Consider the following 24,196-nt stretch of genomic DNA (forward strand, 5'->3'; position numbering starts at 1 on the left):
CCGCGGCCATCGCGTGCGCGCCCGGCGCCCGGCGGCGCGGCCGGCACGGCGGCCGGCGCGTTCTGCAGCGCCAGCGGCGCTACCACCGCGCGCGGCGCATTGCGCACGGCGACCGTGCCGCGATGGCCGAAGTGCCCGTGCGGCACCACCGTCAGGCCTTCGCGCTGGTCGTTATTGTGGTCATGGCGGTCATGGCCATGGCGCTCATCGCGGCCGAGGCCGTCCTCGCGCCATCCCGGCCGCGCATCGCGGTTGATCTGTTGAAGGTGCTGCTGCGACAGGCGGTAGCCCGGCACAAAGGCCTCGCGCGGGGTGAGCGGATACCAGCCCTGCGCCGGATGATGTCCGCCGGCGCCGAAGTTCTGGCGCCATGTGCTGCCGCCGACCCAGCCGACCAGCGCCGGCGCCCATACCGGACGGCCGATATGCCGGCCCGGCGCCCACGCCCAGCGCTGGCTGACCTGTACCCAGCGGCCATAGTGGAATGGCGCGTAGCCCCATGGCGCGTTGTCGACCCAGGTCCAGCCCCAAGGCGCAATCCAGGTCCAGCTGCCGTCGCGGTAGGGCGCCCAGCCGGACGCCACCGCAGTGGGCAGCCATAATGGGCCGTACTCGGGGTCGTCGCGCCAGGTGCCGTTGCGATCGAGCTCTTCGTAGCCGGTCATCTCGCGCGTGACGTAGCGCGCCGACGTCGAGCGCTCGTCGTACTGGTCGCGCTGCTGCGACCAGTCGTCGAAGCTGTCGCGCTTAGCCTGGCCGGTGAGCACGTCGTCGTCGCGGATTTCGGCCCGGCGGCCGGGGCGTACGATCAGTTGCGTGCCGCGGTCCTCGACCAGCGCGACACCGTCGAACACGTTGACCGCGCTGATGCCCTGAACGCGCTCGGCGTCGACGCGCAGCCGGCCCGGCTCTTGCAGGCGCACGCGCGCGTTCGAGGTGCTCAGTTCGAAGCCGGTCAGCACCTCGGCATTCGCGATGCGCAGGTTGACGCTGCCATAATTGAGGCGCAGGCGCAGGCGCTCGTCGTCCAGTTCCGACACTTCGAGCGAGGAGTCGGCATCCAAGCGGATCGAGGTCGAGCCGATGCGAATTTCGGTGCGCGCGCCGCGGCCGGTGGTGAGCACGTTGTGCGAAGTGACCGGCCAGTTCACCGTCGCCGCGCTGGGCAGGTCGCCGACTTCGCTGCTGATGCCGACCTGGCCCTGCGACAGCGAAACGCGGCCGACCCGCGCCGGCACCTCGGCCAGCGCCAGCGTCGAAAACACCGCGCACGCGAGCAGCGTCACGGCCTTGATGAAGCGAGTAGTCATGTGGGACTCCATAGTAGACGGGCAAGGTGCGTCATATCGATGACAACGCGCCAGCGGCGAAACCGAACATATAAGTTACAAAGAGTTGCAAATCGACCAATAAAGCCAGGCGGCCGTCGGGCTGAAGGAATCGAAGCGAAAATTCGACTGGCCCAGGACAGACTTGGTCGATGTTGAAGGTCAATAGTGAGCTGTTGACCAACAAAGCGGCAAAATATGGACCGGCCAGGCGGATTGACAGCCGATTCCTTCAAGTCCGGCAGCCGCCTAGCCGGGGCTGCGCTTGACGAAAAACAGCGCGGCGCCGACCAGCACCAGCACGCCGCCGAAAAAGCGGTTCTGCTTCTTTACCGCGCGCGCATCGCGGAAATAGCGCTGCATCGAGGCGGCCAGCCAGGCGTAGCCGTGCATGACGACCGTGTCGATCGTGACCATCGTCGCGCCTAAAATCAGCAACTGCGGCAACAGCGCGCTTTGCTGCGAAATGAACTGCGGCAACACGGCAACCATGAAGATGATGCCCTTCGGATTGGTGGCATTGGTCAGAAAACCCGTCAGCACGCGGCGCCCGAACGCCGGATGGTCGAGCAACGCCGCGGCGCCCGGCGCGGCCGTTTGCGGCGCCGCCCTCCACTGACTGACGCCGCAATACATCAGGTACAGCGCGCCGACCGTCTTGACGGCGGAGAACGCCAGTTCGGACGCCATCAGCAGCGAGCCGACGCCGGCGCCGGCGATGACGAACACCAGCAACAGGCCGATTTGCAGACCGAGCACGGTGGCGCTGGCTTTGCGCAGGCCGTAGGCGAGCCCGTGCGACATCGACATGACAGCGCCCGAACCGGGCGAAACGGCGATCAGGGAGCCGGCGATGACGAACGTAATCCAGGTAGCAAAAGTCATGCGGGGAAATGGGGGAGAACGGTCAAGGAGGGAGCGACGGGTGACGTGGCGTGGAGGAAATATCACCCGCGCCACGCAAGCTGAGGCCGGCGTTCGCCGGCCTCAGCTCACAAGAAGCTTATTTGTTTAAAATTTACTTCTTCTTTTTTGGGTTAACCGCGGCCTTCAAGGTCGCGCCAGCCGAAAATTTTGGCGACTTCGACGCCGCGATCTTGATCGGTTCGCCGGTCGATGGATTGCGGCCCTTGCGCGCGGCGCGCTTGGCGACCGAGAACGTGCCGAAGCCGGTGATGCCGACCGTGTCGCCTTTTTTCAGGCGCTCGGTGATGATTTCGAGGACCGTGTTGACCGCACTGTTGGCTGCGGCGCCGGACATCTCGGTACGCTTCGCAAATTCTGCAATCAGTTCGCCTTTTTTCATAAACTATCCTACGGTGGGTTGAAGAGCCGGAAGATTAGCATAATTATTGCTGGGCGCAATTATTTGCAGGGCGGCCACGCCAAAGCAAGCCCCGCTGTGACTGGAGCGCGACGAAAACCGGCTGCCGTGTGCGGCCCGATTTATTCGCTGCGCGCGCCGCTCAGGCGGGTGCGCAGCGCGGCGTTGATCAGGGTCTGGTAGCCCTTGCCGCATTGCTCGGAGAGCGAACGAAATTGCGACAGCACCTCGTCGTCGAGGTAGATCGTGATGCGCGTCTTGCGCTTGACGGTACGCAGCGCGCGCGGCGCGGTGGCGGAAGTGGATACAGTTGATGCAGTGGACAAATCGAGGTCGGTGTTCATCGTGGTGTTCCCTTGGTAGGCGGCCGGCTGACGTAAGCGCAGCCAGGCAGTGCGACAACTATACGTCCGGCCGCCGGCAAAATCCGTCGAAAGCGACGAGATGCGTTTTTTGAAGGATGAAACGCGGAATCGGCGGCTGACCTGTGCGCACGGCCGGCTCGGGTAAGATGGGCTTTATTTAATGGATAAGGAGCGACCGCGATGGCTTCCAGTTTGCTGGCATTAATCGACGACATCGCAACAATTCTCGACGACGTCGCCCTGATGAGCAAGGTGGCGGCCAAGAAGACCGCCGGCGTGCTCGGTGACGACCTGGCGTTGAACGCCCAGCAGGTGTCCGGCGTCAAGGCCGACCGCGAGCTGCCGGTGGTCCTCGCGGTAGCGAAGGGCTCGTTCAAGAACAAGGCGATCCTGGTGCCCGCCGCGCTGGCGATCAGCGCTTTCATCCCATGGGCAATCACACCGTTGCTGATGCTGGGCGGCGCCTTCCTGTGCTACGAGGGCTTCGAAAAGCTGGCCCACAAGTTTTTACGCAGTGCGGACGAAGACCGTCAGCACCATGCCGACCTGGTGCAGGCGTTGTCCAACGACGCCGTCGACGTGGTGGCGCTCGAAAAGGACAAGATCAAGGGCGCGGTGCGCACCGATTTCATTCTGTCGGCCGAGATCATCGTCATTTCGCTTGGCAGCGTAGCCGCCGCCCCGTTCGGCCAGCAGGTGGCGGTGCTGGTGACGATCGCAGTGGCAATGACGCTCGGCGTGTACGGACTGGTGGCCGGCATCGTCAAGCTCGACGACGCCGGACTTTACCTGAGCAAGCGCGCCAACGGCGCACTGCGCGCCGTTGGCCACTTCCTGCTGGCTACCGCGCCGATGCTGATGAAGACGTTGTCGGTGCTCGGCACCATCGCCATGTTCATGGTCGGCGGCGGCATCCTGATGCACGGCGTGCCGGCGCTGTCCCACCTGGTCGACAGCGCGGCGGCGGCGGCGGCCGGCGTGCCGGGTATCGGCGCTGTGCTGGAAGTTGTCACGCCAACCGTGATCGATGCGGTGGCGGGGCTGGTGGCCGGCGCCATCGCGCTGGTGGTCGTCACGCTCGGCACCAGGCTGTTCAAGCGCAAGGGCGCCGCCACCGCCTAAGCTTAGCGTCGCTTGAAACTTACAGAAGACTTACTGCCATCTCTCGACTGTGGTATTTACCGCATCAAACGTTGCCGGCGAATTGACAATAGATTACGTGCGTCCCAGTATGGTTCGCACCTGACTTTTGCCGTAAAGAACCGGTGACAAGGGTATGTACACCGGGGTACAACAATTCATCACTACCGAGAGACGACAACATGCAAAAAAATTTTCTACCGAAGAAGCAACTACTGGCGCTGACCATTGCGTCGCTGTTCGCCAACGGCGCCGTGCTGGCGCAAGCGGCGCCTGCGCTTGACTCGCCGGGCGCGACCGTTGTCGTGACCGGCACCCGGGTTGCCAACCGCACCGCGCTCGACACCACCGCCGCGGTCGACATCATCTCGGCCGAGATGCTCAAGAACGCCGGCACCACCGAAATCAACCAGGCCCTGTCGATCGCCCTGCCGTCGCTGAACTTTCCGCGCCCGGCGCTGACCGACGGCACCGACACGATCCGCCCCGCCACCCTGCGCGGCATGGCGCCCGACCAGACGCTGGTGCTGGTGAACTCGAAGCGCCGCCATTCGTCGGCGCTGGTCAACCTGAACGGCTCGATCGGGCGCGGCTCGGCGGCGGTCGACCTGAACACGATCCCGAGCGCGATCGTCAAGAACATAGAAGTACTGCGCGACGGCGCCGCCGCCCAGTACGGCTCCGACGCAATCGCCGGCGTGATCAACCTGCGCCTACGCACCGACCGCAGCGGCGGCGAAGGCAGCGTGATCTATGGCGCGCGCAAAACCGAATACGATCTGAAGAACAACGTCGTACCGGCCGGCGGCACCTGGAGCGGACCGACTTCGCGCAAGCGCACGGACGGCCAGACCGCTACCGTCAGCGCCTGGAAAGGCTTGCCGTTGGGCGAGAGCGGCTATCTGACGCTGGCGGCCGAATACAAGGACGCAGCTCGCACCGAGCGTAGCGGCTTCGACATGCGCCAGCAGTACCCCAATGTGACCGGCGGCGGGTTCGACCCGCGCGAAAAAACCATCAACCGCTTCAACGCCTGGTATGGCGATCCTGAACTGACGCAGTCGACGCTGTTTGTCAACGCCGGCAACACGCTCGCCGGCGGCGTCAAACTGTACGGCTGGACCAGCTACCAGAAACGCGAAGCGCGTTCGGCCGGCTACTTCCGCCGCGCGCAAGACATGCGCAACGTCACCTCGATCTACCCCGACGGCTTCCTGCCGATCATCGCGCCGACCGTGGACGACTTCAGCGCCACCGGCGGCGTTACCTGGACGCTGGGCGACTGGGACATGGACGCGTCCCTCGGCTACGGCAAGAACAAGATGCAGTTCGAGATCCAGAACACGCTGAACCGTTCAATCGGCGCCGCCAGCAAAACCGCGTTCGACGCCGGCGGCTTTTCGTACGACCAGACGGTTCTGAACCTGACCGGCGTGCGTTCGGTGGCGCTCGACGGCCTGGCTTCGCCGCTGAACGTGGCGATCGGCACCGAAGCACGGCGTGAAGGCTACAAGCTGTTCGCCGGCGAGCCGGACTCGTACCGCTACGGCGGCGAAATTATCGCTCCAGCCACCCCGACCAGCGCGGCCGTGCCGGCCGCGCCCGGTGCCCAGGTGTTCCCCGGCTTCCGGCCAGCCAATGCGACCGACAACAGCCGCAGTGCGATCGGCGTCTTCGCTGACCTGGAAGCGAACGTGACGCGGCAGTTCCTGGCGTCGGTCGCGGTGCGCGCCGAGCGTTACTCCGACTTCGGCAGCAGCCTGGCCGGCAAGCTGGCCGGCCGCTACGACTTCAGCAAGCAATTCGCGCTGCGCGGCTCGCTGCAAAACGGTTTTCGCGCGCCGTCGCCGCAGCAGCAGAACTTCACGTCGACCTCGACCAACTTCATCGCCGGCGTCCCGTTCGAGATTACCACCTTCAAGCCGACCGACAAGGTTGCCGTCGCGCTCGGCGCGCAGCCGCTGAAGGCCGAAAAATCGGTCAACGCCTCGCTCGGCGCGGTGCTGCGTTTCGATCCCGTCAGCGTCACCGTCGACGCCTACCGCATCGACGTCAAGGACCGCATCGTCCTGTCTGAAAACCTGACCTCAGCAAGCGTACGCAACTACATCGCCTCGCAGGGCTTCGTGGGCATCGGCGGCGGCCGCTTTTTCATCAACGGCGTCAGCACCAAGAACCAGGGCGTCGACGTGGTAGTGAGCTGGCCGCTCAACGCCGGCACCGCGGGCAAGTTCGACTTTACCGTCGCCGGCAACCTGAACCGCACCGAAGTGACCAAGGTGCCGACCACGTCCCAGCTCGCCGCATTGAGCCCGGCGCCGGTGTTGTTTGACCGCGTCAACGTGCTCACGCTCGAACGCGGCCAGCCGAAGAACAAGCTCAACGCCAGCATGAACTGGAAGCTGGGCCAGTTGGGCGGCACCTTGCGCGCCACCCGCTACGGCGAAGCGCTGTCGCCGGGCGTCACCCCGGCCTTCGACGCCACCCTTGGCGCCCGCACCGTGGTCGACCTCGAGGCGCGCTACGCCGTGACGTCGAAGCTGAACCTGGCGTTCGGTGCGGACAACCTGTTCGACACTTACCCGGATACGCTGCCGCCGGCGTTGAACACGACCAACAATACGCCGTTCTCGACCTTCACACCGTTCGGCTTCTCGGGCCGCTTCATCTACGGCCGCGCGAGTTACAGCTTCTAAGCCAGCGTCCGATCGACAGCTTCCGGGCTGCAGCGTCTGACCCCGCGGCCGCCCTGGCCGCCAGCATTGCCATCGGCCACCTTCGGGTGGCCTTTTTTTGCCTGCAATCAGAAGGCGGGCCATTCAAAAAAATCTGGCCGGCGACGTCGGCGGCCAGCGAATCGCGCGCGGCGCCCCCGCGTGGCGCATGCTAACGCGCCGCCAATGAAGCGCTACGGAAACCTGAGCGGCCGCACAAGCGATATTGACGCAACAGTGCGTACTAGCTTGCGCAATCGCAGGGAAGACCATTCAAAATATGCCCACAATCCAATTGTCGTTTCCCTGCGGAAATTAATTAACTCACGAGGCAGCTTGACATGGACACCAAAAAAATCCACCGCCGCACTTTTCATGCTGCCGCGCTCGGCATGTTACTGGGCGCCGTGGCGCCGGCGTCGAAAGCGGCGCTTCCGACCGCATCGGCAGGTTCGACAATTGCAACCAGGCCGAAGACGTTTGTGCTGGTCCACGGCGCCTGGTACGGCGGCTGGTGCTGGGACAAGGTGGCGCGGGCCTTGCGCGCGCAGGGCCACAATGTGACGACGCCGACCTGCCCGGGGTTGGGCGAACAGGCTCACCTGCTGTCGAAGGATATCTCGCTGACCACTTTTATTACCAGCATCACCAATCACATCATCTACCAGGATGTCAGCGACGTGATCCTGGTGGGCAGCGGCTTCGGCGGCGTCGTCATCAGCGGCGTCGCCGACCGTATCCCGCACATGATCGAGCGCCTGGTGTTCGTCGACGCCATGGTGCTCGCCAGCGGCCTGTCGGTGTTCGAGGCGCAGCCGGCCGCGGTCACCCTCAAGCGCCAACAACAGGTCGAAACCATGGGTAAAGGTATCGCCATCCCGGCGCCGCCGGTCAGTTCCTACGGCGTCATGGACAAGCAAACGCAGGCCTGGCTGACGGCCCGCCTGACGCCGCACCCGGTCGGCACCTACCAGGAAAAACTGGTCCTCAACAACCCGTTCGGCAACGGCTGTCCGCGCGTCTATGTCGACTGCATCGCGTCGGTCTTCGAACCGCTGGTCGAAGTGAAAAAGCAACTGCGCAATCAAAAAGGCTGGGATTGGGTGGAGCTCAATACTCACCACGACCCGATGATTACCGAGCCGCTGGTGCTGGCCAATTTCCTCAAAACCGTTTAGCTGAATTTAGCGCAATATGGTTGCCGCCTCGCCGCTGACGCCGTCAGCTGCGATCGACGATGCTGGCGATCAGCGCGCCCCTGAACGTAAACGCGGACTGGCCTTGCAGCTCCAGCACGGTCCCGGCGGGCGGGCCGCCGGCAATGTCGACGGCGAGCCGGCCGCGGAAGTCGATGCGCGCGGTGACCACGCCATCGCCCGGGTTATCGTTCAATTCCAACGTGGCGATGCGCTGTTCGCGTTCGGCGAAAATCGCTGTCGATTGCGTGGCGAGATGCCTGAACTCTTCTATTCCGCTAGCGTGCGCGGTAAGCTCGCCGCCTGAATAATTTTCAAAGCGAATATCCGGCGACAGCACCGCCAGCATCGCCTCGACGTCGAAGCCGTTGTAGGCGGCGAGATACCGTTCGATCAACGCCAGCTGGTGGTTACTTTGTATCGTCATGGTCGTTGTCCCACCTTCCTGTTTGTTGGCCTAGAACTTGGCCGCCAGGCTCATGCCGATGCTGCGCGGCGCCACCCGGTAACCCTGCACGATCGACGCCACCTGCGGATGCTGGATCACCGTATCGGTGTCAAACGCATTCTTGACGAAGACGCTCGCGTCCAGGCGCTCGAACGACATGCCGGCGCTGAAGTCAACGGTGCGGTATGCCGGCCTTTGATAGTCGGTCTGGTCCGGATCGAGCGAACCCTTACTGGCGCCGACCCACTGCGCGCCGCCCATTACAAAACCGCTCTTGTCGCCGAACAGGGCAAAGTTGTAGCGCGCGTTGACGGCGGCGTTGTACTTGGGGACGCCCTGGATCTGCGCACCGGCGACCGCGCCGACGATGCCGTTTTTCAGGCCCTGGTCGTTCGACAGTTCCGCCTTCACGTAGCCGCCCGACGCGCTCAAGGTCAGGCCCGGTATCGGCTTGGCCTTGATCTCGAACTCGATACCACGGCTGGTGGCGTCGCCGGCGTTGGCGTTGTAGGTATAGGTGCAGGTCGGCAGGTACACGCCTTGCTGGATATTGTTCCATTTGACGTAAAACACGGCCGTATTGAGGGTCAGCCGATTGTTCAGCAGGCGCGACTTGCTGCCAACTTCGTAGCTCCACAGGCTGTCCGCAGCGTAGGTGGCGGGGCCGTTCTCGATGCCGTTCGCCGCAAGGTCCGGCCCGCAGGTGGTCGGCGGCACGAACACGTTCGAGCCGCCCAGGCGAAAGCCCTTGGCCACGCTGGTGTAGAGCGTGTTGGACGGATCGACTTCCCACGTCAACGCGTATTTCGGCGTGAACGCCTTCGACGATTGGCCGCTGGCGCTGTTGTTGCCGGCGCCGGCCAGGTACAAACCGTTTTTCTGGTCGAGCGTCGAATCGCCCTTCAGGTAACGCGCTCCGAACGTGGCGTGCAGCGCCGGGGTAAGATAATAATTGAGTTCGCCGAAGACCGAAGCTTGCTTTTCGCGGTAATGGAAGGCGCCGGCGAACGCGTTGTCGTTCGGGAAGGCACCGGCATAAGCGCCCGGCAAAATGGCCGGATCGGCGCTGCTGAAACCGAACCTGGCAAAGGTGTCGTTGACGCCGAATATCGGATCGTTCTCGGCAATGTTGGTATGCTGATTCGAAAAATACGCGCCGCCCAGCCAGGTCCACGGCGACACCGCCGCATCATACGGCTTCGACGCGAGGCGAAATTCCTGCGACACCTGGCGCACCTGGTTGTTCAGGTAGACCGCCGACGGCAGCCCGGCAATCGCCTCGATCAGCGCCGGCGGCGCCGTGCCGCCGTCCAGCGTCGACGTCAGGAAGGTCGACAGCGAATAACTGTTGTAGGCCGAACCGTTCTGGGTACGGTCGAACTTGCGCTGGAAGTAGCTGGTGCTCGACGTCAGGTCGGCCCGGCCCATATCCCAGCTTACCGTCACGTTGGGCGTGAGCAGGGTGTCGGTTGACGGCTCGCGCACCTGTTTGCGCGCTTGATAGTTCGGTAATTCGATATTGAATGCCGAGATATCCTTGGCATCGACCTGCTGGTAGTACAGCGACGGCACGATGGTCAACGCACGTACCGGCTTCCATTTCAAGGCCACGCGCAGCCCCCTGTCGTCGACCTGGTTGATGTCCTTGGCCAGCACCTTGCCGTCGCCATCGACCTGGTTGATGAAGCCGCCCGAGCGCTGGGCTTGCACGCCGATGCGTAGCGCCAGCTCATCGGCGACCAGCGGCAGGTTGGCGACAAGGTTGGCCGCATGACTGGCGCCGCCGCGCCTGGTAGCCGACAGTTCGGCATAGCTTGAAAATTCGCGCGCCTTCAGGTCCGGCTCGTTTGGCATGAACTTGATGGTGCCACCCATCGAACTGGCGCCGTACAGCGTCGCTTGCGGGCCGCGCAGCACTTCGACACGGTCGATGTCGAAGAACTTCGGCTCCACCGAGCCCATGGTGTAGACGTTGCCCACCGTGATGGAGACGTCGCCGAGGTAGACGCCGACGGTAGCGGCGCCGGCGGCCGAACTGATGCCGCGCACCTCGATGTTGGAGGTGCCGGGACCAGCGCCGCCGTTGCCGCTGGCGGCAGTAAACGACATATTCGGCACCACCCGCGTGAGGTCGGCGAAGTCGTTCACGTGCTGGGCCTGCAACGCCGCGCCGCTGACGGCCGATATGCTCATCGCCACCTTGTTCGGGTCTTCGCGGCGCTTTTGCGCGGTGACGGTAACCACTTCGATCTGGTCCGCCCCCGCCACTTGCGTAGCGCTGTCAACGCCCGCCTGCTGCGCCCGGGATGGCACGGACACAAGCGCCGTCGCCGCCGCCGCCGCCAGAGAATAGGTGAGTACGACTGTCGAGCGCAGCTTCATAGCGATCTTTCGTAGAGATGCTGGTGATTACGATATCTATTGTATATGTTTATTTTTCTTATAAGCATGAAAATTGCGTTTCATTTCCTGCGGGCGCATCTGGGGGAGAAGAGGGAAAACGGAAAAAATGGGGCTTTGTCGCATCAGCGACGAGGACGGACGGTTCAGGTAAGCGGTGGTTCCCAAACACTTGACGATCCGACATGCTCAACTTCAAAGGAATGCGTTTCCCGATCGACGTCATCCTGGTCTGCATCCGGTGGTACGTGGCTTACCGGCTGAGCTACCGGCACATCAAGGAAATGATGGAAGAGCGCGGCGTATCGGTCGACCATTCATCGATCAACCGGTGGGCGATTCGTTTCTTGCCGCTCATCGAGAAAATGGTGCGCAAGCACAAGCGTCCGGTCGGCGGTAGTTGGCGGATGGATGAAACGTACATCAAGGTCAAAGGCGTCTGGAAATAGCTCTACCGCGCTGTCGACAAGCAGGGCAAAACCGTCGACTTCCTGCTCACTGCCAAGCGCGACATGGCGGCAGCCCAGCGCTTCTTCGACAAGGCGATGACAGCGAACGGCGCGCCTGACAAGGTCGCGATGGACAAGAGCGGCGCCAACAAGGCGGCGATCGACGAAATTAACGCCGGCCGCACCGTGCTGATCACTGTACGCCAAGTCAAATACCTCAACCATATTGTTGAACAAGACCATCGAGCGATCAAGCGCGTGACCAAGCCCATGCTGGGCTTCAAGTCATTCCGGTCTGCCGGCAATGTGCTGGCCGGCGTCGAGCTCATGCACATGATCCGGAAGGGCCAGTTCGCCATCGATGGTGCCGTTGTCATGTCGTTCGCCGACCAATTTTATGCGTTGGCAGGGCGAGTCCGTCCAGTGTAAGCCGGGGTCACGCTCAGCGAGGAAAAATATGTGTCAGGCTCAACAATGCGACAGAACCGTGCCGAGCGCCTTGCCCAGCAGGCCTATCAAGCCAATGACCAAGATCCAAGGCCGCCGTCAGGCTGTGACAGCGGCGCGCTACTTGTAGCTTGCTTACGCCTCAGCATCATTCATGACGGCGTGTTTTGCGAGGTCGGCTGGCCGTTCATTTGCATCACGCCGCAGCCGGGCGGCCGATGCGGCCCAGGACCAGGTTGACGTTATTTATCTGCACGGCCGCGGCGGTCGCCTGGTTCGACTGGTACACGCCTTGCAGGCAACTCGACACCAGCGTCGAGGACGACCCGATCATCTCGGCCACGCGGCGCAGGTCGGCAGCGGGCACGCGCGAGATTTCCTCGACGCGTTCGGGCGGGTACTCGGCCACCAGCCGCGCCAGGTCGTCGAAGCCCATCGTATGGCGCCCGACGAAATCGCGATCCACGTAGCCGCCGGCGATCAGAAGATGCAGCAGGCCATTGAGCACCGCCACGTTGGTGCCGATGCGCGGTGCCAGGTGCAGGTCGGCTTCCTTTGCCGTCATCGTCCGGCGCGGATCGATCACGATCAGCCTGGGCGGATTGGCATGGCGGCGCCGGTCCAGCACACGCATCCACAACACGGTGTCGGTACTTGACATGTTGTGGCCGACCATCATGATGCAGTCGGTGGTATCGATGTCGAAATACGAGCCAGGCTGGCCGTCGCTGCCGAAACGTTCCTTCAGCGCGGCGGCGGCGGCGGCGGTGCAAAGCCGCGTGTTGCCATCTATGTGGGGCGTTCCCAGTCCCGCCTTGCCGATCATTCCCAGCGTGTAATACTCTTCGAGAAACAGCTGGCCACTGGTATAGAAGCCGATCGCGCCGGCGGTGTACGTGTCCTTTATCTGTTGGGTCTGGTCAACGATGAGCTGCATCGCTTCATCCCAGCTGGCCGGTTCCAGCCGCCCGTTGCGGCGCACCAGCGGCTCGGTGAGGCGGTCGGCGCTGTTGTTGGCTTCCCATCCATGCAAGCCCTTGGGGCCGAGGCGCCCCCGATTGACGACGTCCTAGGCGCGTCCCCGCACCCCGACGATGCGGCCATCTTTTACGCCGATGTCGCAGCCGCAGCCGCAGCCGCAGCCGTTCGAACACAATACGCATGCCGACTGCGAATCGCAGCGCGAGCAATCCAAGGTGCACAATGCTCGCGGGTAGCCGTAGTTCGAAGTAATCATGAGACCGATTTTTTTGGTGCTTTTCCTCTGTAGCTGTTCTCGATTGTGACAGTTTTACTTGCATTCGTAGCAACCTGATCTTCAAGTTCACCACGTACGCACAACGTTATCTGGCCGATGCGCAATATCGATCCAATCGGCGGTGCGATTTGGCAGCCATGGTGCCGCGGCCCGCGCTTGCTGTCATGCGGGCAAGTCACTGTTCGAAAAGAAAGATTCTGAATCCTGCTGACGGACAAACATCATCAGGTAATTGCAGGTGTCGGTGTCGGCTTTGGCTACCTCACAAGCGGCGCCACGATCACCCGATCAGCTTTAATCCCGGCGGCAGCGTCTCTCCCAGTACCCGCCGTTCGGTGGCCTCATCCAGCACCACCACCTCTTCGACCATCCGGATCCAGATGGCCGGGGCGCCGACCTGGCGCAGGCGCGCCGCGATGGCCTCGCGCAGCGCCAGCGGCAGGTCGCGGGCGCGGTCGCCCGTCATGCGCGCGAGGTAGGCGGCGGCAAATCCCGCCGGCTCGAGGCGGCGCCAGTCCAGTGCCAGGATGGCGTCCAGCCAGGTGGCGACGACGTCGGCCGGCACCAGGTCGTCGAGGTTGCCGTAAAACGGCTGGCGCGCGCCGATGCGGCCGAGCGCCCACAGCGTGAGGGCGTCGTTGGCCTTGGCCAGGCGGGCCAGCAGCCAGGCGCCAATCTCCACCTTGAAGTCGGACGGGATGCGCTCGAGCGAGGCGCCGAGGCGCAGCATGTCGTCGTCGCTGCCGCGCACCACGGCGGCGGCGGCGGCACCCGCGTCCTCACCGCCGCCGCCCTCTTCGTTGGTGTGCAGATTCGAAGCGAAGTCCTCGAGCAGGCGCCGTTGCTGGGCCGGATCGAGGCCGCCGGCAACGCGGCGCCACAAGGTCCACCATTCGGCCTGCACCTGCTTGTCGGCGCGGTGCGCGACGCCGGCGTCGAACAAGGTCCACAGCTGCGTCAGGCGCCAGTCGTCGAGCGCGAAGCCGAAGCCGGGGCGCAGGCAGAAGCCCGCCAGGTTCAGCCACAGCCGCTCGTGTTCAAGCGAGCGGCGCCGCGCGCGGGCGCGCAGCCACAGGGCGTCGAACAACTGGCGCAGCAGCGGCGTGCTCCAGCTCGCGCGCTCGCCGAGCAGTTGCTCGAGCTGGGCGCGCAGCTGCTTGACTTCCTTGGCCGGCACCTGCTGCGATTTGGCGCCGAAAATCCGTTCGATCCTGGCCAGTGCCGGCGCCAGCCGCGCCGCAGTGGCGCTGTCGTCACCGTCGTCACCGGTGTCATCGTGCCGGCGCAGGTCGAATTCCAGCAGCCAGCGCTCGGCCGCGTCATCGACGCTGACGCAATGCATTTCGAGCGTGCCCACTTCGGTCAGCGCGCTGGCCAGTTGAACCGGCACTTCGCGCCGCGCGCGTTGTTGCGTGCCGGGCGCCGCATCGCTTGCCGCCGGCGAGCGCAGCACCATCGCAATCGGCGGCAGGCGCGCGAAGTCCTTCGCACCTTCGCCGACACCCATGTCGACCAGTTCGCCCAGCGCGAACGGGGCCCGCCCGGCCGCGTCGGCATTCGACGTAAACAGGTGAAAGCGCACCGGCTGGCCCACGCGCAGCGCAAAATTATGGGCGCCCATGCGCAGTTCCTGTCCTGCTTCGCTGCCGCGCGGCAGGATGCAGATGGCGCGCCGCGCACCGCGTTTGTCGGCGCCACCCTCGCCCTGTTCGCCCAACTGCAAAAAATAACTGCGGGCGGCGCCGCCGCCGATTTTCAAAGCGCCGCCGTCTCCAACCCCGGCCAGCGCGTAGGCGACCGCGCCGCGGGCGACGGCAACGTCCGGGTCGTCGTTGTGCAGCAGGCGCAGCGGCGCGCCGCGCCATGCGCCCAGCGTCTGTTCGAGCCTTCTCGCCAGCGCGTCGGCGCGGAACACGCCGCCGTTGAGCAGCAAGGTGTCGGGCATCGCCGGCCCATCTTGCCCGACACCGATGGCCGCGCGCACCGCGTCGGCATGGCGGCGCAGGAAATCGGCGACGTGGCGGGTGACGGCGGCGTCGCGCGCGTACGGCAGGCCGAATTCGACGATGCCGGCGCGCCGTTGCAGCAGCGGCGCCGCGGCGTCGACCTGGGGAAAGAAGCCGTCGACGATCAGGCGCTCGACTTCTTCGCGCGTCAAGGTGACGGAGCGCGCGCCGCCGACGAGGCGTGCGCCTGCGCCGAGCAGGGTGACGTTCACTTGCTGCGGTGCGCCGGCAGCGAGCAGCTGTTCCTTGGCGGCGCGGCAGCGTTCGATTAGCTGCGACAGGCGGGCGGCCGACAGGCGCTCCACCGGACGGCCTTCGGCACCATCAAGCATGCGCGCCTCGACCAGGTGGGCCAGCGCCATGTCCATGTTGTCGCCGCCCAGCATCAGGTGGTTGCCGACGCCAATACGGGTGAGGGCGGTACTGCCATCGCGCAGTTCAATTCTGATCAGGCTCAGGTCGGTGGTGCCACCGCCGACGTCGCATACCAGCACCAGACGGGAATCGGCCAATGCATCTGCCAGCGTGGCCCGATGGCGCTGCAGCCAGTCGTAAAACACCGCTTGCGGCTCTTCCAGCAGCCGTAGCGTCGGCAGGCCGGCCTGGCGCGCGGCCGTCAGCGTCAATGCGCGCGCCGCTTCATCGAACGATGCCGGCACCGTCAGCACCAGCTCCTGCGCCTCCAGCGGGTCGTGCGGAAACTGCCGGTTCCAGGCGGCGCGCAAGTAGGCCAAATAACTGGCGCTCGCTTCCACCGGCGACACCTTCGGCACATCGGCCGCACTGCCCCATGGCAGGATGGGGGCGAAGCGATCGACACCCGAATGCGACAGCCAGCTCTTGGCGCTGGCCACCAGCCGGCCCGGCGCTTGCGCACCGAGTTGACGCGCAAGGGCACCAATAACTACTGGCGCCGCTGCGGCTGCGAACACGTCCGGCGCATCCCAGGGCAGTTGCAGCTCGGCCGCGGCCAGCTCGCCTTCTGCCCCCTGGTAGCGCACCGACGGCAGCAGCGGCAGCGCCGCCACTTCGCCGGGCGCGACGAGCTGCTCGACGTCGAACAGCGTGACCGGGCCGGCCGCGCCATGCCCGCCCGCCTTTAATGCGGCGTAGGCGAGCACGGTATTGCTGGTGCCCAGATCGATGCCGACCGCGTACCTGGCCACGCTCGCCGCCATTAACCGTTGGTGCGCACGTCGAACTCGATCTTCCAGTGACCGTCGCCGTCGATGGCCACCGCGGTCAGCTCGAGCGTGCCGGTGTCGGTGGCGACCGCGCGCAGGCGCACTTGCACGACGTCGCCATCGCGGCGGCCCTCGGGCGGCAGCGTCGCGCGGATCTCGCCCAGTTCCTGCAGTTCGTCCGCTTGCCAGTAGTCGAGCAGGGTGCCCAGCGGGTCCTGTCGGCGCACGGACGAACCGAAAAAGCGCAGCTGGATCGGTTCGCCCACGACCAGGCCGAACTGCTGGCTAGCAAGCTCGGCCTCGGCGCCTTCTTCCATGCCGAACGGCGCCACGCACAGCGCCTGCATTGGCGGTTCCATACCGGGGATGGCCGGCATCGCCGACTCGATGGCAACGTAATATGCACGCGCGGTGCCGCCGCGGATGCGCACGCCGTGGCCGCGCCGCACATAGCCGTAATAGGCGGCGCCGCGCGCCACCGCGAGATCGAGGTCGGCGCCGGCCAGCACGCGGGCCGGCGCCGCCCCTTCAGCCGCCAGCCAGCCGTTGAGCGTGCCGAGGGTGCGCTCGGCCAGCAGGGTCGACTTGAAGACGCCGCCGTTGAACAGTACCGCGCTTGGATGCAGAAAAGTCGCATCCGGCGCGTTGGCCCGCACGAAGCCGGCCAGTTCGGCCGTGGCGTCCACCTGGCGGCCGAGCAGCGCCGCCAGGTGGCGCGTCACGCCGGCGTCCTGCGCATACGGCAGGCCTATTTGCGTCAGGCCGCCGCGCACGCGGCTGGCCGGGCGGTTTGAAACCGGCACGTCCGGAAAAAAACCCTCGACGATGGTGGTGCGCACTTCATCAGCCGTCAGCTCGGTGCGGATCGCGCCGCCGATCAATTTGGAACCGCGGCTCGGCACCACGATCGGCTGCGCGGCCAGTTCGCCATGGTCATCCGCCAGCAGGCTCTCCTTGGCGCCGCGGCAGGCGTAGCCAAGCGCGCGCATCTGCCACGGGTCGAGCGTGGTGCCGGCGGCGGCCAGCTTGCGCGCCACCAGGTGCGCCAGGGTCAGGTCCATGTTGTCGCCGCCGAGCAGGATATGTTCACCCACCGCGATCCGGTGCAACTCCAGCGTACCCTCGTGTTCAAGCACGGCGATCAGCGAAAAGTCGCTGGTGCCGCCGCCGACGTCGATCACCAGAATGACGTCGCCCGGCTGGACGTCGCGGCGCCACTTGCCGCCGCTATGTTGAATCCAGTTGTATAGCGCCGCCTGCGGTTCCTCGAGCAGGGTGAGATTTTGGTAGCCGGCGGCCTTGGCCGCTTCGACCGTCAGTTCGCGCGCGGCCGGGTCGAACGACGCCGGAATGGTCACCGTGACGTCCTGCTGCGCAAACGGCGCCTCGGGGTACGTGTGGTCCCACGCGCAGCGCAAATGCGACAGGTAGCGGGTCGACGCCTCCAATGGCGAGACGCGCTGCACTTCGGGCGGCGCATCGCTCGGCAACATCGCCGCGCGCCGGTCGGCGCCGGCGTGGCACAGCCAGCTTTTTGCGCTCGACACCAGCCGGATCGGCGTGGTGGCGCCGCGCGCTCTCGCCATTTCGCCTACCGCGTAATCATGCGGGGACGGCCACGGCAAGTCCAGGTCGCCAGGGGCCAGTTCGTCCGCGTGCGGCAGGTACAAAAACGACGGCAGCAAGGTCGAGGCCTCGACCTGGCCGGACCCGGTCAGCTGCGGGACCTGTAGCACGCCGTGGCGGGTGGCATCGCCATCGCTGGCCTCAAGATCGACCCAGGCCAGCGCGCAGTGCGTCGTGCCGAGGTCGACGCCGATAGCGTAGCGCGGCGTGCTCATAATTCCACCTCGGCCTGCGCCAGCACTGTGACGTCGTGGCTTGCGGCCAGTTTGGGCAGGCGCACTTCGGTGGCGCGCCAGCCGCGGTGGCTGATGCTGCCTTTAAAAGGCGCGCTGCCGACGACGTTGCCGGTCAGGCGCACCGCGCCAGCGTCGAAGCCGGCATCTAAACTGATGCGGCTGCCTTCGGCTTCAGGACGTACCGGGGTAATCGTAAAATGCTCGCGCAGCACCTTGCGGCAGCCCTCGTGCACGATGCGGGCGGCCGCGCCGATGTCGGCGTCGGCGTAGCTGGCCAGGTCTTCCTGGGTGAAGTCGATCAGGCGCGCGTCGCGCTGCAACAGCGCCAGCAACTGCAGGGCCGCGTCGGGCGCGGCCTGGCGCAGCGGGGCCACGGGTGCGACTGGCGCGGCGGCAGGCGCAGGGACGTCGTCGCGGTGCAGGCGGTCCACCCGCGCGGCCACGGTCGGGCTGGACAAGATGCTGAAAAAGGCGCTGAAAGCCAAGCGAATACGTTGCAGCAGCGATGGCTGCGGCGAGCGCTTATCGCGATTACCCGGTGTGGTGTTGCTCATGTTTGTTGCTCCTGGATCGTTGGGGCATCCGTTTCCTGCGCGCGCATGCGCCGAGTTGCGGCTGCGGCTGCGGTGTCAGGAATGGAAAAGCCGGCGTGTCGTCAAATTGTATGCTGCATCGCAGTATAAATCATTTGATATCGCCGGCGCCCGCTATACGAACACGAATGAAGCAGCACGCGGGCAACGCGCCAGGCTGGAACGCCAAAATGCCAGAACGTCGGTCTGGACCAGGGAGCGGCAAGGTGGGCAAGTCCGACAAGACAGAAGACTGATCGCTGGCTTTTTGAACTGCGCTGCGCTTGCGAAGATGTAACTGACGAGGGCGGACGGGCGTGGCCTGACGCGGATGCAGCGTACGCGGCCGACCGCTATCGGTCCCAGCAGCGCAAGCAGCGCATTCAGAAAACTTCCTGAATGCACTGTCCTGACGATGTGTTGATGTCGCTTGCGATACCGAAAGTCAGGCGCCCGCGGTTTCCAACGCCGAGTTGAACGTCGCGCTCGGGCGCATCACTGCCGTTACCTTGGCTTCATCGAGCCGGTAGTAGCCGCCGATGTCGACTGGCTTGCCCTGCACCGCCAGCAGCTCGGCAACAATCGTCGGCTCGTTGTCAGAGAGTTTTTTCGCCAGCGGTGCAAAGTACGCGGCAAGTTCCATGTCGTCGGTCTGGGCGGCCAGTTCGCGCGCCCAATACAAGGTCAGGTAGAACTGGCTGCCGCGGTTGTCGAGTGCGCCGGTCTTTGGCGAAGGCGATTTACGGTTATCTAACAGCATGCCGGTAGCGTCATCGAGCGTCCTGGCCAGGACCTTTGCCTTGCTGCTGCCGGTCTTCAGGCCGAGGTCTTCCAGGCTCACCGCCAGCGCCAAAAATTCGCCCAGCGAATCCCAGCGCAAGTGGTTTTCTTGAACCAACTGCTGCACGTGCTTCGGCGCCGAGCCACCGGCGCCCGTTTCGTACATGCCGCCGCCGGCCATCAACGGCACGATCGACAGCATCTTGGCGCTGGTACCCAGTTCCAGGATCGGGAACAGGTCGGTCAAATAGTCGCGCAGGATGTTGCCGGTCACGGAAATGGTGTCGAGCCCGCGCGTGACGCGCTCGAGCGTGTAACGCATCGCGCGCACCTGCGACATGGTCTGGATGTCCAGGCCGGCCGTATCGTGGTCCTGCAGATAGGTCCGGACCTTCTTGATCATCTCGTTCTCGTGCGGGCGGTACGGGTCGAGCCAGAATACTGCCGGCATGCCCGAATTGCGCGCGCGCGTGACGGCCAGCTTGACCCAGTCGCGGATCGGCGCATCCTTGACTTGGCACATGCGCCAGATGTCGCCTTCCTCGACGTTCTGGCTCAGCAGCACTTCGCCGGTGGCAAGGTCGGTGATATTGGCCACGCCCGCTCCGGCGATTTCGAACGTCTTGTCGTGCGAACCGTATTCCTCGGCCTGCTGCGCCATCAAGCCGACGTTGGGCACGGTGCCCATCGTGCGCGGGTCGAACGCGCCATGCCACTTGCAGAAGTTGATGATCTCCTGGTAGATGCGGGCGAACGTGCTCTCGGGAATGACCGCCTTGACTTCCTTGAGGCGGCCGTCGGCGCCGTACATCAAGCCGCCGGTACGGATCATCGCCGGCATCGAGGCGTCGACGATGACGTCGCTCGGCGAGTGGAAGTTGGTGATGCCCTTGGCCGAATCGACCATTGCCAATTCAGGCCGGTTCGCCTGGCAGGCGTGGAGGTCGCGCTCGACTTCTTCGCGCTGCGAATCGGGCAGCGTGGCGATCTTGGTGTGCAGATCGGCCATGCCGTTGTTGACGTTGACACCCAGGCTGTCGAGCAGGGCGGCGTGTTTTGCGAACGCTTCCCGGTAAAAAATCCGCACGCAGTGGCCGAACACGATCGGATGCGACACCTTCATCATCGTCGCCTTGACGTGCAGCGAAAACATCACGCCGGACTTGCGGGCGTCTTCGATCTGGGTCTCGTAAAACTCGAGCAGTGCCTTGCGGCTCATGAACATTGAATCGACGATCTCGCCGTCCAGCAACGACACCTTCGGCTTGAGGACGATCGTCTTGCCGCTGGTGGTGATCAGTTCCATTTTGACGTCACGGGCACGGTCCAGCGTCATCGACTTTTCGCCGTGATAAAAATCGCCTTCGTGCATATGCGACACATGGGTACGCGAAGCCTGCGACCACTCGCCCATCGAATGCGGGTTCTTGCGTGCGTACTCCTTCACCGCGCGCGGGGCGCGACGGTCGGAATTGCCTTCGCGCAGCACCGGATTGACGGCCGAGCCGGTGCACTTGCCGTAACGCGCCTCGATGGCCTTTTCTTCGTCCGTTTTCGGGTCGGCCGGGTAGTCGGGAATCTTGTAGCCCTTGTCCTGCAATTCCTTGATTGCCGCTTCCAGTTGCGGCAGCGAGGCGCTGATATTGGGCAGCTTGACGATGTTGGCATCCGCCTCGAGCGTCTTCTTGCCCAGTTCGGCCAACGCGTCGGCTACGCGTTGCTCGGGTGTGAGGAACTCGGCGAAGCTGGCGAGGATGCGCGCGGCCACCGAGATGTCGCTCACTTCGACGCTGATTCCTGCCGGCTTGGTGAAGGCTTTGACGACTGGCAAGAATGCGTGGGTGGCCAACAGCGGCGCCTCGTCGGTCAAGGTGTAAATGATGGTCGGATTGCTGCTCATGTGTTTTTCCTCGGTTCGGTGAAGGCTTTGCTGGCCCGGCAACTGGCATCAAGTCTTATGTAAGACATAGGACATTTCCCACATTATGCATCAGGTTTTCACGATATACCGTTTTTTGATTGGGGGCGACCGATTCCCTGTCCGCTTGAAAATGGGGGGTTCTGTCGCGTTAGCAAACATCGGCTTGCCAATCAGGTAGACTGCGGCGCCCAACGGCAGGACGGACCGACATGCTTCACTTCAAAGGGATGCGCTTTCCGATCGACGTGATCCTGGGGCGTCCGCTGGTATGTGGATTACCTGCTGAGCTACCGGCACCTGGAAGAAATGATGGCAGAGCGCGGCGTGTCTGTAGACCACTCATCAATCAACCGATGGGCGATCCGGTTCTTGCCGCTCATCGAGAAGATGGCCCGCAAACACAAGCGCCCGGTCGGGGCCATTTGGCGCATGGATGAGACCTGCATCAAGGTCAAAGGTATCTGGAAATACCTCTACCGCGCTGTCGACAAGCAGGGAAAAACCGTTGATTTTTTGCTGACCGCACAGCGCGACATGGTCGCGGCGAAGCGGTTCTTCGACAAGGCCATGCAAACCAATGGCGATCCCGAGAAAGTGGCGATGGACAAGAGCGGCGCCAACAAGGCCGCCATTAATGCGATCAACGCCGGACGTGACGTGCCGATCGTGGTGCGCCAGGTCAAATACCTCAACAACATTGTCGAGCAAGACCACCGCGCCATCAAACGGGTGACCAGGCCGATGCTCAACTTCAAATCATTTCGCTCTGCTCGCTGCGTGCTCGCCGGCATCGAGCTCATGCACATGATCCGCAAGGGCCAGTTCACGACCGATGGCGCAGATATGACGTCGTTCGCCGATCAATTTTATGCGCCGGCAGGATAGCTCCGTCCAGTTTGAGGGTGCTGTACCCTTTCGGAAAGAATCTCATTTTTCGATCAACGACGCGACAAAGCCGAGGCGGGGTCCCACTCCTGGAAAATTCCGGCTTTTGACGAACAACGCGACGAAGCCCTACATACTGTGGTCGAGTTTGGCAAATTTTGCTTAATGCGACAGAGCCACGGAACCTCTTTAACGACACACTTGCGTTGCCGTTATAAATTCGATAGACTAATTAAACTTAGTTCAACGGAATTGCGAAATGTTAACCATCAACATACACGAGGCCAAGACGCACTTGTCGAGGCTGATCGAGCAGGCAGCAAAAGGAGAATCGTTCATTATCGCGAAGGCCGGTCGGCCGATGGTGAAGGTCATTGCACTTGATGCGCCGGGGGCTGGCCAAGCGAAGCGACTTGGCTTCTTAGCTGGCCAGATCACTGTGCCAGACGATTTCGACAGGATGGGAAGTGCAGAAATTGAATCCCTGTTCGGCGGTGGCGCGTGAAGCTGTTGCTGGACACGCACCTGTTGTTGTGGGCAGCGGGGGATCCAAGTCGCTTGAGCGCTGTTGCTCACGCTTTGATTGAGGGGCCCGACAATGAGTTGTTTTTCAGCGCCGTAAGTCTGTGGGAAATTTCGATTAAGCGCGGGTTAGGCCGTTCTGACTTTCAAGCTGACCCGAGGGTTTTGCGCCGTGGGTTGCTCGACAACGGCTACAGCGAGTTACCTGTCACCAGCGAACACGCCGTGGCAATCGAGAGCTTGCCGCCTATCCATAAAGACCCGTTCGATCGCATGCTTGTCGCGCAGGCGACAGTCGAGGGCATCACGCTGCTAACGGCTGACTCCCTGGTAGCTCAGTATCCAGGACCAGTGCGCGGGGTATGACGGCCTGAAATCTGACGCTGTCTTCCTGCATGGTGGTCAGATCTGGTGTCGTCATAGCGGATAGCGCTCTGCCTGGCGGGCGAACTCGATAAAGGATTGCAAATAGTCGGTGTCGTAATCCGATTCGCGGGCGCCGAGGTAAATGTGCTTCTGGATGCCGGTCGGTCCAAGCCGCAAGGTGCGCAATTGAAGATGTGGCGCGTAGTCCGTCACCAGCCATTTGGGCAGCGCCGTCACGCCGCGGCCGCTGGCCACCATCTGCAGCATGATATCGGTGGTTTCGATGGTCTTGTGCTTGCGCGGCGCGCAGTTCGCCGGCAGCAGGAACATATTGTAGATGTCCAGCCGTTCGATGGGAACAGGATAGGAAATCAGAGTTTCCTCGTTGAGCTGCTCTGGAGCCACTTCTTCCTGGCTTGCCCAAGGGTGATCCTTGTGCACCACCAGCACCTGCTCGTAGTCGAACACAGGCTCGAACCGTAAACCTGGTTTGAGCAATGGATCAGGCGTCACCAGCAAATCTATATCAAACCCAAACAGCGCGCCGATGCCGCCGAACTGGAACTTCTGCTTGACGTCGACGTCGACCAACGGCCATGCCGAGAGGTAGCGCGAAACGATTTTTAGCAACCATTGGTAGCAGGGATGGCACTCCATGCCAATGCGTAGCGTGCCGCGCTCACCTTGAGCATATTGCCGTAGCCGTTCCTCGGCCAGCGTCAGCTGTGGCAGCAGGCGCTGTGCGACGGCGTGCAGGTATTGTCCGGCCTGCGTCAGGCGCAGGTTGCGGCCTTCGCGCAACCAGATGGCCGTCCCCAGTTGCTGTTCCAGCTTTTTCATGCTGTGGCTCAATGCCGATTGCGTGACGTGCAGCACTTCGGCGGCGGCGGTCAGCGAACCTTGCCGTTCGGTTTCCAGCAACGTGGCTAGGTGAATGCGTTCGAGCATGATATATGAGTAGAATTCATAGATACGTGAAAAAAGACCATTTTACTTCATTGCTAACGATCTTTATCATTGTCAGATTGA

Annotated in this window: 18 protein-coding genes and 1 pseudogene; 7 read left to right on the forward strand and 12 right to left on the reverse strand. The window is 63.6% G+C overall.

From position 1 onward, the window contains the following. The 4 genes from CR103_RS18585 to CR103_RS18600 form a co-directional block, all read right to left on the reverse strand. Positions 1–1,310, reverse strand: a 1,310-nt coding sequence (locus tag CR103_RS18585; RefSeq protein ID WP_180279458.1) for a DUF6600 domain-containing protein, incomplete at its 3' end; no start/stop codon positions are given. Between the two features lie 267 nt (positions 1,311–1,577). Further along, positions 1,578–2,213, reverse strand: a complete 636-nt coding sequence (locus CR103_RS18590) for a LysE family transporter (protein ID WP_099917431.1) — start codon at positions 2,211–2,213, stop codon at positions 1,578–1,580. A gap of 133 nt (positions 2,214–2,346) precedes the next feature. Then, complete coding sequence (locus CR103_RS18595) at positions 2,347–2,634, reverse strand: HU family DNA-binding protein (RefSeq protein WP_099917432.1); 288 nt, start codon at positions 2,632–2,634, stop codon at positions 2,347–2,349. A 140-nt stretch (positions 2,635–2,774) separates the two neighbouring features. Next, on the reverse strand, positions 2,775–2,996 hold the full coding sequence (locus CR103_RS18600) for a BrnA antitoxin family protein (protein ID WP_099917433.1): 222 nt from the start codon (positions 2,994–2,996) through the stop codon (positions 2,775–2,777). Positions 2,997–3,197: 201 nt separating this feature from the next. Between CR103_RS18600 and CR103_RS18605 the strand changes: the two genes are divergently transcribed. From CR103_RS18605 to CR103_RS18615, 3 genes are all read left to right on the forward strand, one after another. Next, positions 3,198–4,139, forward strand: coding sequence for a DUF808 domain-containing protein (locus CR103_RS18605; protein WP_099917434.1), 942 nt, complete (start codon positions 3,198–3,200; stop codon positions 4,137–4,139). Between the two features lie 200 nt (positions 4,140–4,339). Next, on the forward strand, positions 4,340–6,853 hold the full coding sequence (locus tag CR103_RS18610) for a TonB-dependent receptor plug domain-containing protein (RefSeq protein WP_099917435.1): 2,514 nt from the start codon (positions 4,340–4,342) through the stop codon (positions 6,851–6,853). A gap of 359 nt (positions 6,854–7,212) precedes the next feature. Beyond that, entirely contained in the window at positions 7,213–8,049 is an 837-nt protein-coding gene (locus CR103_RS18615) for an alpha/beta fold hydrolase (RefSeq protein ID WP_229443621.1), read from the forward strand. A 43-nt stretch (positions 8,050–8,092) separates the two neighbouring features. Here CR103_RS18615 and CR103_RS18620 read toward each other — a convergent pair whose 3' ends face one another. Next, positions 8,093–8,494: a nuclear transport factor 2 family protein gene (locus CR103_RS18620; RefSeq protein ID WP_099917436.1), complete on the reverse strand. Its 402-nt coding sequence runs from the start codon at positions 8,492–8,494 to the stop codon at positions 8,093–8,095. A 30-nt stretch (positions 8,495–8,524) separates the two neighbouring features. Further along, complete coding sequence (locus tag CR103_RS18625) at positions 8,525–10,897, reverse strand: TonB-dependent receptor (RefSeq protein ID WP_099917437.1); 2,373 nt, start codon at positions 10,895–10,897, stop codon at positions 8,525–8,527. A gap of 203 nt (positions 10,898–11,100) precedes the next feature. On the opposite strand from CR103_RS18625, the pseudogene CR103_RS18630 reads away from it, so the two are divergent. Next, a pseudogene (locus tag CR103_RS18630) lies at positions 11,101–11,793 on the forward strand (IS6 family transposase). 214 nt (positions 11,794–12,007) lie between these two features. Here CR103_RS18630 and CR103_RS18635 read toward each other — a convergent pair. From CR103_RS18635 to CR103_RS18655, 5 genes are all read right to left on the reverse strand, one after another. Continuing rightward, complete coding sequence (locus CR103_RS18635) at positions 12,008–12,844, reverse strand: molybdopterin-dependent oxidoreductase (RefSeq protein WP_218968504.1); 837 nt, start codon at positions 12,842–12,844, stop codon at positions 12,008–12,010. 505 nt (positions 12,845–13,349) lie between these two features. Continuing rightward, positions 13,350–16,253, reverse strand: a complete 2,904-nt coding sequence (locus CR103_RS18640; RefSeq protein ID WP_099917438.1) for an Hsp70 family protein — start codon at positions 16,251–16,253, stop codon at positions 13,350–13,352. After that, entirely contained in the window at positions 16,253–18,100 is a 1,848-nt protein-coding gene (locus CR103_RS18645; RefSeq protein ID WP_099917439.1) for an Hsp70 family protein, read from the reverse strand. Before CR103_RS18645 ends, CR103_RS18640 begins: the two co-directional genes overlap by 1 nt. Continuing rightward, the gene (locus tag CR103_RS18650; RefSeq protein WP_099917440.1) at positions 18,097–18,675 is read right to left on the reverse strand and encodes a DUF2760 domain-containing protein; all 579 of its coding nucleotides are present in this window, start codon (positions 18,673–18,675) and stop codon (positions 18,097–18,099) included. The genes CR103_RS18645 and CR103_RS18650 overlap by 4 nt, the downstream gene beginning before the upstream one ends. Before the next feature lie 463 nt (positions 18,676–19,138). Then, positions 19,139–21,373: an NADP-dependent isocitrate dehydrogenase gene (locus CR103_RS18655; RefSeq protein ID WP_099917441.1), complete on the reverse strand. Its 2,235-nt coding sequence runs from the start codon at positions 21,371–21,373 to the stop codon at positions 19,139–19,141. A 230-nt stretch (positions 21,374–21,603) separates the two neighbouring features. Between CR103_RS18655 and CR103_RS18660 the strand changes: the two genes are divergently transcribed. The 3 genes from CR103_RS18660 (at position 21,604) to CR103_RS18670 (ending at position 23,167) form a co-directional block, all read left to right on the forward strand. Beyond that, positions 21,604–22,279 (forward strand): IS6 family transposase gene (locus tag CR103_RS18660; RefSeq protein ID WP_370659463.1). Its coding sequence is split into 2 segments (ribosomal slippage): positions 21,604–21,653 and positions 21,652–22,279, totalling 678 coding nucleotides; the frame shifts between segments, so codons are not numbered across the junction. A gap of 259 nt (positions 22,280–22,538) precedes the next feature. Next, a complete protein-coding gene (locus tag CR103_RS18665; RefSeq protein ID WP_099917442.1) occupies positions 22,539–22,784 on the forward strand; it encodes a type II toxin-antitoxin system Phd/YefM family antitoxin in 246 nt (81 codons plus the stop codon). Continuing rightward, on the forward strand, positions 22,781–23,167 hold the full coding sequence (locus tag CR103_RS18670) for a type II toxin-antitoxin system VapC family toxin (protein WP_099917443.1): 387 nt from the start codon (positions 22,781–22,783) through the stop codon (positions 23,165–23,167). Before CR103_RS18665 ends, CR103_RS18670 begins: the two co-directional genes overlap by 4 nt. A 51-nt stretch (positions 23,168–23,218) precedes the next feature. Here CR103_RS18670 and CR103_RS18675 read toward each other — a convergent pair whose 3' ends face one another. Next, complete coding sequence (locus tag CR103_RS18675) at positions 23,219–24,115, reverse strand: LysR family transcriptional regulator (protein WP_099917444.1); 897 nt, start codon at positions 24,113–24,115, stop codon at positions 23,219–23,221. Between the last annotated feature and the right edge of the window lie 81 nt (positions 24,116–24,196).

Origin of the sequence: Massilia psychrophila (genome assembly GCF_002760665.1) — a bacterium.
GTDB lineage: Bacteria > Pseudomonadota > Gammaproteobacteria > Burkholderiales > Burkholderiaceae_D > JAFCUW01.

Bases quoted from the DNA above. Each gene is read 5' to 3' on its own strand.
- CR103_RS18590 (WP_099917431.1), bottom strand. From the start codon at position 2,213: ATGACTTTTGCTACCTGGATTACGTTCGTCATCGCCGGCTCCCTGATC.
- CR103_RS18595 (WP_099917432.1), bottom strand. From the start codon at position 2,634: ATGAAAAAAGGCGAACTGATTGCAGAATTTGCGAAGCGTACCGAGATG.
- CR103_RS18600 (WP_099917433.1), bottom strand. From the start codon at position 2,996: ATGAACACCGACCTCGATTTGTCCACTGCATCAACTGTATCCACTTCC.
- CR103_RS18605 (WP_099917434.1), top strand. From the start codon at position 3,198: ATGGCTTCCAGTTTGCTGGCATTAATCGACGACATCGCAACAATTCTC.
- CR103_RS18610 (WP_099917435.1), top strand. From the start codon at position 4,340: ATGCAAAAAAATTTTCTACCGAAGAAGCAACTACTGGCGCTGACCATT.
- CR103_RS18615 (WP_229443621.1), top strand. From the start codon at position 7,213: ATGGACACCAAAAAAATCCACCGCCGCACTTTTCATGCTGCCGCGCTC.
- CR103_RS18620 (WP_099917436.1), bottom strand. From the start codon at position 8,494: ATGACGATACAAAGTAACCACCAGCTGGCGTTGATCGAACGGTATCTC.
- CR103_RS18625 (WP_099917437.1), bottom strand. From the start codon at position 10,897: ATGAAGCTGCGCTCGACAGTCGTACTCACCTATTCTCTGGCGGCGGCG.
- CR103_RS18640 (WP_099917438.1), bottom strand. From the start codon at position 16,253: ATGGCGGCGAGCGTGGCCAGGTACGCGGTCGGCATCGATCTGGGCACC.
- CR103_RS18645 (WP_099917439.1), bottom strand. From the start codon at position 18,100: ATGAGCACGCCGCGCTACGCTATCGGCGTCGACCTCGGCACGACGCAC.
- CR103_RS18650 (WP_099917440.1), bottom strand. From the start codon at position 18,675: ATGAGCAACACCACACCGGGTAATCGCGATAAGCGCTCGCCGCAGCCA.
- CR103_RS18655 (WP_099917441.1), bottom strand. From the start codon at position 21,373: ATGAGCAGCAATCCGACCATCATTTACACCTTGACCGACGAGGCGCCG.
- CR103_RS18665 (WP_099917442.1), top strand. From the start codon at position 22,539: ATGTTAACCATCAACATACACGAGGCCAAGACGCACTTGTCGAGGCTG.
- CR103_RS18675 (WP_099917444.1), bottom strand. From the start codon at position 24,115: ATGCTCGAACGCATTCACCTAGCCACGTTGCTGGAAACCGAACGGCAA.